Raw genomic sequence first — 6490 nt, 5'->3', positions numbered from 1 at the left:
GCCCGGCTGATGCTCACCGGGTTCTTCTTCCTGCTGCTCGGTGGGAGCTTCGACTCGCTCGTGTTGCGGGTGCAGCTGGCCGTACCGGAGAACACGCTGATCAGCCCGCAGCTCTACAGCGAGATGTTCACGAACCACGGCTCGGTCACGATGTTCCTCGTGATCCTGCCCATCTTCGAGGGCTTCGCGATCATGCTGCTGCCGCTGATGCTGGGCACGCGCGAGATGCCGTTCCCCCGGCTCGGGGCGTTCGCGTACTGGACGTTCCTGTTCGGCGGGCTGATGTACTACAGCAGCACGCTGTTCCAGCTGGTCCCGGACGCCGGCTGGTTCGCCTACGTGCCGCTCAGCGGTCCGGAGTTCTCCCCCGGCTTGGCGATCGACTTCTGGGTGCTGGGCCTCGGGGTCGCCGAGGTCGGCGCGATCGCCGCAGCGGTCGAGATCATCATCGGGATCTGCAAGATGCGCGCCCCGGGGATGACGATCAGCCGGCTGCCGCTGTTCGCGTGGGCGATGCTCGTCACCTCGTTCATGATCCTGTTCGCGTTCACCCCGCTGATCATCGGCAGCCTCTTGCTGGAGCTCGAACGCGGCTTCGGGGCCAAGTTCTTCGACCCGAACCTCGGAGGCAGCTCGCTGCTGTGGCAGCACCTGTTCTGGATCTTCGGCCACCCGGAGGTCTACATCCAGTTCCTGCCGGCGGTGGGGATCGTGTCGATGATCACGCCGGTGCTGACCAGACACCGGATCGTCGGCTACACGTGGCTGGTCGCGTCGATGGTCGCGATCGGGTTCCTGTCGTTCGGGCTGTGGGCGCACCACATGTTCACCAGCGGGCTGTCCCCGCTGGTGCTCAGCTTCTTCGCGGCGGCGAGCATGGCGATCGCGATCCCCGCCGGCGTGCAGATCTTCGCGTGGCTAGCCACCATCTGGTCGGGGCGGCCGGTGTGGAAGACCCCCTTCCTGTTCGTGCTGGGGTTCCTCGTGATCTTCGTGATCGGCGGGATCACCGGGGTGATGCTCGCCGCCGTGCCGTTCGACCTGCAGGCCCACGACACCTACTTCGTGGTCGGCCACCTGCACTACGTGCTCATCGGCGGGGTCGCGTTCCCGATCTTCGCCGGCGTCTACTACTGGTGGCCGAAGTTCACCGGGCGGATGATGAACGAGCGGCTGGGACGGTGGAACTTCTGGCTGCTGTTCATCGGCGTGAACGTCGCGTTCTGGCCGATGCACCGGGTCGGCCTCATGGGCATGCCCCGACGGATCTACACGTACGAGGCCGGCCTCGGGTGGGACATCTACAACATGATCTCCACCGTCGGGGTCTTCATCATCTTCGCCGGCATCGGGCTGTTCGTCCTCAACTTGATCGTCAGCTGGCGGTCCGGCGACCGGGCGGGGCACAACCCGTGGGGCGGGGACAGCCTGGAGTGGGCGGTCACCTCCCCGCCGGTGGAGCACGGCTGGTCGACGATGCCGATCATCCGCAGCCGCCACCCGCTGTGGGAGCAGCGCGAGCTCGACCGGGGCGACCCGGCCCTCGAGCGGTTCGTCCGCGGGCTGGCCGAGTGGCCGCTGCGGTGGCGCGCCGCCGTGGTCGTCGGCACCGCCGACGCCCGCCCGCAGGAGGTCTTCCGCGTCGCGAACCCGTCGCTGTGGCCGCTGATCGCCGGCGCCGGGGTCGCGCTGATCTTCCTCGCCGAGCTGGTCAAGCTCCGCTGGGGCGCCGGCGTCGGTGCGCTGATCATCGTCATCGCGGCGATCGGGTGGAACTGGCCCGAGGAGCCGCCGATGTCGACCGAGGAGGAGGCCGCCTTCGAGCGCGAGCACGACGTCGCCGTCAACGCCGGCGGCAGCGTCGTGATCGCCCGCTGGGGGATGGGCCTGGCGATCCTGTTCGTCGCGATCGCGTTCGGGGCGCTCGTGATCAGCTACTTCTACCTGCGGCTGGAGAACCCGGACTGGCCGCCTCCCGGGGTCGCCGACCCGCGGGTGTGGTGGGCGGCGGTCCCGGCCGCGATCCTCGTCGTCAGCGCGGGGGCGATGCACTGGGCGGTCCGACGGCTGGCGGCAGGCGAGCAGCGACGGTTCATCGTCGGGCTGGTGGCGGTGCTGGTCCTGGGCCTGTCGGCGGCCGGCGTGCAGCTGTGGGACGTCTCCCAGGTCGGCTTCGGGCTCGGCGACCACGCGTACGGCTCGATCTTCCACACGCTGAACGGGTTCCTGGTCACGGTGTTCGCCGCGGCGACGATCATGGTCGGCTCGGTCGCGTTCTGGGCGACCCGCGGCATGTACAACCGCCGCCGGTACGCGCCGGTCACCAACGTCGCCCGGGCGTGGACCGCGATGGTCGTCGTCTGGCTGGCCGGCTACGGGACCCTCTACCTCGGACCGCACCTCACGTGAGCGACATGAGCCCGTCCGACGAGCCCCGGGACGCCCGCCGGGACGCGGAGGGCGGGACGGCGCCGCCCCACGGCACCCCCGTCCCGGTCGACCTGTCGGCGGACCGGGCGGTGCGGCTGACCTGGGCCGTGTTCATCACCGGGCCGATCGTGTGGATCACCCACTTCATGGTCGTGTACCTGGTGGCCGAGGCCGGTTGCACCGGCGGTGGCGAGGGGCTGCGGATCTTCGACCCGCCGGTACCGGTGCTGACCACGCTGGTGGCGACGGTGATCGCCGTCGCCCTGTGCGTGGCCGCGACCGTCTGGGCCTACCGGGAGTGGCGCGCCAGCGAGGATCAGCTCGCGGCGGCGCCCGACGCGGCCACGGAGCTGTCCGGGGAGTTCGACGACGACCGGCGTCGGGGATCGCTGGCGTTCGCCGGGTTCCTGCTGAGCGCGTTCTCGGTCGTCGCGGTGCTGTTCGTCGGGGCGCCGGCGCTGGTGCTCGGCCCGTGCTGAGCACGCTCGGGCACGTCGGCCAGCAGACGCCGGCGCTGCTGGCGCACGCCGGGCAACCCGTCGCGCCCAACGAGGTCTGGGGCGCGTGGAACCTCGACCCGGTGCTGGTCGCCGGGCTGCTGGCGCTGGCCGCGCTGTACGTCCGCGGCGGTCGAGCCGGGGGTGGTGGTCGCTGGCGGCGCTGGCGGACGTGGGCGTTCTGGGCCGCGATCGGCGCCCTGGCCGTCGCGCTGCTGTCCCCGCTGGAGGCCATGTCGGCGGCGCTGGCCTCAGCGCACATGGTCCAGCACGTGCTGCTCATCCTCGTCGCGGCGCCCCTGCTGGCCTTCAGCGCCCCGTCCAGCACGCTACTGGGGGGCGCCCCCGTGGCGGTCCGTCGGGTCCCCGGGCGGCTGCGCCGCCGGCTGCGTCTGCCGACGAGTGCGATCCGACCGTCGACGAACCCGGCGACGGTGTGGCTGCTGCACGTCGCGGTGCTGTGGATCTGGCACAGCGCCACCGCCTACGAGGCCGCCCTCGGCAGCGAGCTGCTGCACGGAACCGAGCACCTGCTGTTCCTCGTGACCGCGCTCCTGTTCTGGCGGGTCGTGCTGGGCGGCAGACGGTCGGGGCGTGTCCCGGAGGGCGCGGCGGTGCTGCTCGTCTTCGGCATGGCGATGCAGAGCGTGTTCCTGTCGCTTCTGCTGACCTTCGCCTCGGAGCCGTGGTACGCGGCGTACACCACGACGACCGCCGCGTGGGGGCTGGTTCCCTTGGCCGACCAGCAACTCGCGGGGGTGCTGATGTGGGTCCCAGCGGGGATGGTCTACATGGCGATCGGCTTGGCGCTGTTCGTGTCGTGGATCCACCACAGCGAACGAGCCACCATGTGACAGCAGCGTTGTGCGTGCGACGGTCGATGCTCGCGCCCTTCGTGGTCATGGTGCTCGCGGTGGGTCTGCAGCCAGCGAGCGCCTCCGCGAGCCGGCAGGACAGCGAGACCTCCGGTCGAGACGTGTTCGAGGCGAACTGCGCGATGTGCCACGGCCGCGACGCGTCCGGGATGATGGGGATGCATCCCTCGCTGCGGGGAGCCGTCGAACGCCTCACCCGGGAGGGGGTCGAGGTCACCATCCGCAAGGGGCGGGCCACGCAGCCGCCCATGCCGGCCTTCGAGGATCGACTGTCCGACGAGGACATCGCCGAGGTGATCGCCTACCTCGACTCCCTCCCGGTCGGTCCCCGCAACTTCGGTCCCCGCGACGGCGGGATGCGCGGGAGAGAGATGATGAACGGCGGCATGTCGGGGGGCGGGACCGTGATGCTGCTCGGCGCCGTGCTCGTCCTCGCGCTGCTCGTGCTGGCCGTGACCGCGAGCGTGTGGATGATCCGCGAGGCGAGAGGCGGCGGCTCGGTCTCCGCGCGGGGATCCTCGGCCCGTGAGGAGCTGGACCGGCGCTACGCCACCGGCGATCTCAGCCGCGACGAGTACCTCCAACGCCGCCGTGATCTCGACCGATGAGCATGGGACGGATGCCACCGCATGCGCCGAGCAGGGGGATCCATGCGTCGTGCGGTGTTCAGCAGCGGCCACTGAGCGTCGCCAGCAGCGGCTTGGATCTGGCGGTCGGTCAGATCGCGAGCAGGACGGCGGTGTAGGCCACGGCCGCGCCGAGGAACGGCAACAGTCGGCTCTGGCGCTCCCCGGGTAGTTCTTCCTTGAGCACGTTCAGGATGACTCCGCCCGCGATGAACGCGAGGGGCAGCCCGACTGCGGCTTCGTCGAGGCTCGTCACCTGTCCGAGCGCCCAGCCGCCGAGTACGGCGGCAGATACGAGCCACCGGCCGACCCGGTGGTACAGCGCCCCGTGGTGCTGGCGCAATCCGTGATCGTTGACGATGAAGTGGACGCCCATCGCGAAGGCGAAGAGCCACAGCGAGGCGTCCTCGGCGTGGCCTCGCTCGACGAGGACGTACCCGATGATCGCGTTGTACAGGCCGTACGACGCGAGGTGGATCCAGCCGATCTGGCGCTCCGCCCGGTCTGGACGGTCAGGCGAGGACTCGGCCGAGTTCGTGGCTCCCTCGTCGGGGTGCCCTGGCGAGCGGCGCGCGAGCTGTTCGAGCACGTAGAACGTCGCGATCCCGGCCAGCGCCACCAGGTAGGTGTGCCGATCGAGCCCGGCGAGGAGGCGTGACTCGTTCACCGCCGCTTGGATGTCGGCGAGCTCGGGCAGGAGATGCACGAACACGTAGGCGAGCGCGATCCCGCCGGCTGCCGACAGCCAGCGGCTGCGCGGCACCTGGTCGAGGAACCGCAGCGCCGATGCCCCGGCGTGCAACCCGGCGAGCGCCAGCGCCGCGATCAGGCTCTCCACCTTTACCCGTCCCGTTGAACGCCGCAGTCCCCGCAGCGCCCGTTCGCGCCGATGGGGTTGCCAACCCGCTCGCGCTCGAAGCGTTCGTTCCGGATGATCAGGACATCGACCGTGCAGCTCGCCGCCGTCAACATCTCCTGGTCACAGTCTTCACACACCGCCATGCGCACACCTGTCCTCCATCGCGAACACGCTCACCGAGTATCGGCAAGTGGCGTGACAACATCGATCGAGGCGAGGGAACCTGTGGGCGACGAGACGGACCCTGGTTCACCAAGAGGCGGGGGGTGCCGGCGACGTGAACACCGTCACGCACGTCCTGGTGAACGCCGCCATCGACCGACGGGTGCGCGAGCAGCGCGACGGCGGGAACGCCACCGGAGAGCATCCCATCGCGACCAAGGCGTTCCTATGGGGCGGGGCGGCACCGGACCTGCCGCTGATCGCCATGACCGCCGGTGCGATGGCGTGGTTCCCGCTGCGCCACGGCTGGTCGCTGGGCCGCAGCTTCCAGCACATCTTCCGCAACCTCTACTTCGAGAACCCGGCTTGGATCGCCGCCAACAACCTCCTGCAGTCACCGACCATGCTGCTGCTCATGCTCGCTGGGCTGCTGCTGCTGCGGCGGCGGCGCCCCGCTGCGGCGCACAGCATGCTGTGGTTCTTGCTGGGGGCGGTGGTCCACGTCGCGCTCGACATCCCGGTGCACCACGACGACGGCCCGCTGCTGTTCTTCCCCTTCCAGTCGACCATCCGCTTCCAGAGCCCGGTCAGCTACTGGGATCCGCGCCACTACGGCGACATCGTGCGCATCGTGGAGCTGGTCCTCATGGTCGCGCTCGTCCTGTACCTCCTCCGACCGCGGCTGCGGCGGTGGTTCGGTCGGACGAACGCCGGCTCCGAGGCGGGAGACCGTCACTAGCCTGGCCGCCGCGCTCCGCGGAGGTGACCACTTGGGCAACGACGCACCGGCGGTCGGTGATCCCGCCCCGCCCCTGACCCTCCCACGGATGGAAGGCGGGGACTTCCGGCTGGAGGATCAGAGCGGCCGTCCCGTGCTGGTGTCGTTCCTGCGCCACGCCGGCTGACTGATCTGTCGTAACCACCTCGTGAAGGTGGTGCAGCGCCGCGACCGGCTCGACGAGGTCGGGGCACTGGCTGTGTTCGTGGTCCACGACGAGCCGCACCTGGTGCAGCGCACGATGCTGGAGGACGTCGAGCTGC

The 6490-nt window shown here is 70.2% G+C and carries 8 protein-coding genes; 6 read left to right on the top strand and 2 right to left on the bottom strand.

Annotated elements, in window-relative coordinates; all coding sequences use genetic code 11:
- The 4 genes from M3N57_03795 to M3N57_03780 all read left to right on the top strand — a co-directional run.
- Positions 1–2409 (top strand): cbb3-type cytochrome c oxidase subunit I (locus M3N57_03795; protein MDP9021819.1); only part of this gene is annotated, 2409 nt, incomplete at its 5' end.
- Between the two features lie 5 nt (positions 2410–2414).
- Positions 2415–2909 carry a hypothetical protein gene (locus tag M3N57_03790; GenBank protein ID MDP9021818.1) on the top strand — a complete coding sequence of 165 codons (495 nt, stop codon included), beginning with the start codon at positions 2415–2417 and terminating at the stop codon, positions 2907–2909.
- Positions 2903–3781, top strand: coding sequence for a cytochrome c oxidase assembly protein (locus M3N57_03785; GenBank protein ID MDP9021817.1), 879 nt, complete (start codon positions 2903–2905; stop codon positions 3779–3781). Before M3N57_03790 ends, M3N57_03785 begins: the two co-directional genes overlap by 7 nt.
- A 47-nt stretch (positions 3782–3828) precedes the next feature.
- Positions 3829–4410: a c-type cytochrome gene (locus M3N57_03780; GenBank protein ID MDP9021816.1), complete on the top strand. Its 582-nt coding sequence runs from the start codon at positions 3829–3831 to the stop codon at positions 4408–4410.
- Positions 4411–4519: 109 nt separating this feature from the next.
- Here the strand turns inward: M3N57_03780 and M3N57_03775 are convergent, their stop codons facing one another.
- Together M3N57_03775 and M3N57_03770 are read right to left on the bottom strand one after the other, a co-directional pair.
- Complete coding sequence (locus M3N57_03775; protein MDP9021815.1) at positions 4520–5266, bottom strand: hypothetical protein; 747 nt, start codon at positions 5264–5266, stop codon at positions 4520–4522.
- A gap of 2 nt (positions 5267–5268) precedes the next feature.
- Positions 5269–5430 carry a hypothetical protein gene (locus M3N57_03770; GenBank protein ID MDP9021814.1) on the bottom strand — a complete coding sequence of 54 codons (162 nt, stop codon included), beginning with the start codon at positions 5428–5430 and terminating at the stop codon, positions 5269–5271.
- Between the two features lie 134 nt (positions 5431–5564).
- Here M3N57_03770 and M3N57_03765 point away from each other — a divergent pair, with 134 nt between their 5' ends.
- A complete protein-coding gene (locus tag M3N57_03765; protein ID MDP9021813.1) occupies positions 5565–6188 on the top strand; it encodes a hypothetical protein in 624 nt (207 codons plus the stop codon).
- A gap of 31 nt (positions 6189–6219) precedes the next feature.
- The gene (locus M3N57_03760; GenBank protein MDP9021812.1) at positions 6220–6354 is read left to right on the top strand and encodes a peroxiredoxin family protein; all 135 of its coding nucleotides are present in this window, start codon (positions 6220–6222) and stop codon (positions 6352–6354) included.
- Positions 6355–6490: the final 136 nt, after the last annotated feature.

Source organism: Actinomycetota bacterium (assembly GCA_030776725.1).
GTDB lineage: Bacteria > Actinomycetota > Nitriliruptoria > Nitriliruptorales > JAHWKO01 > JAHWKW01.
Note: the sequence above shows the minus strand (reverse complement) of the source record. Positions and strands in the feature narration are given on the sequence as shown.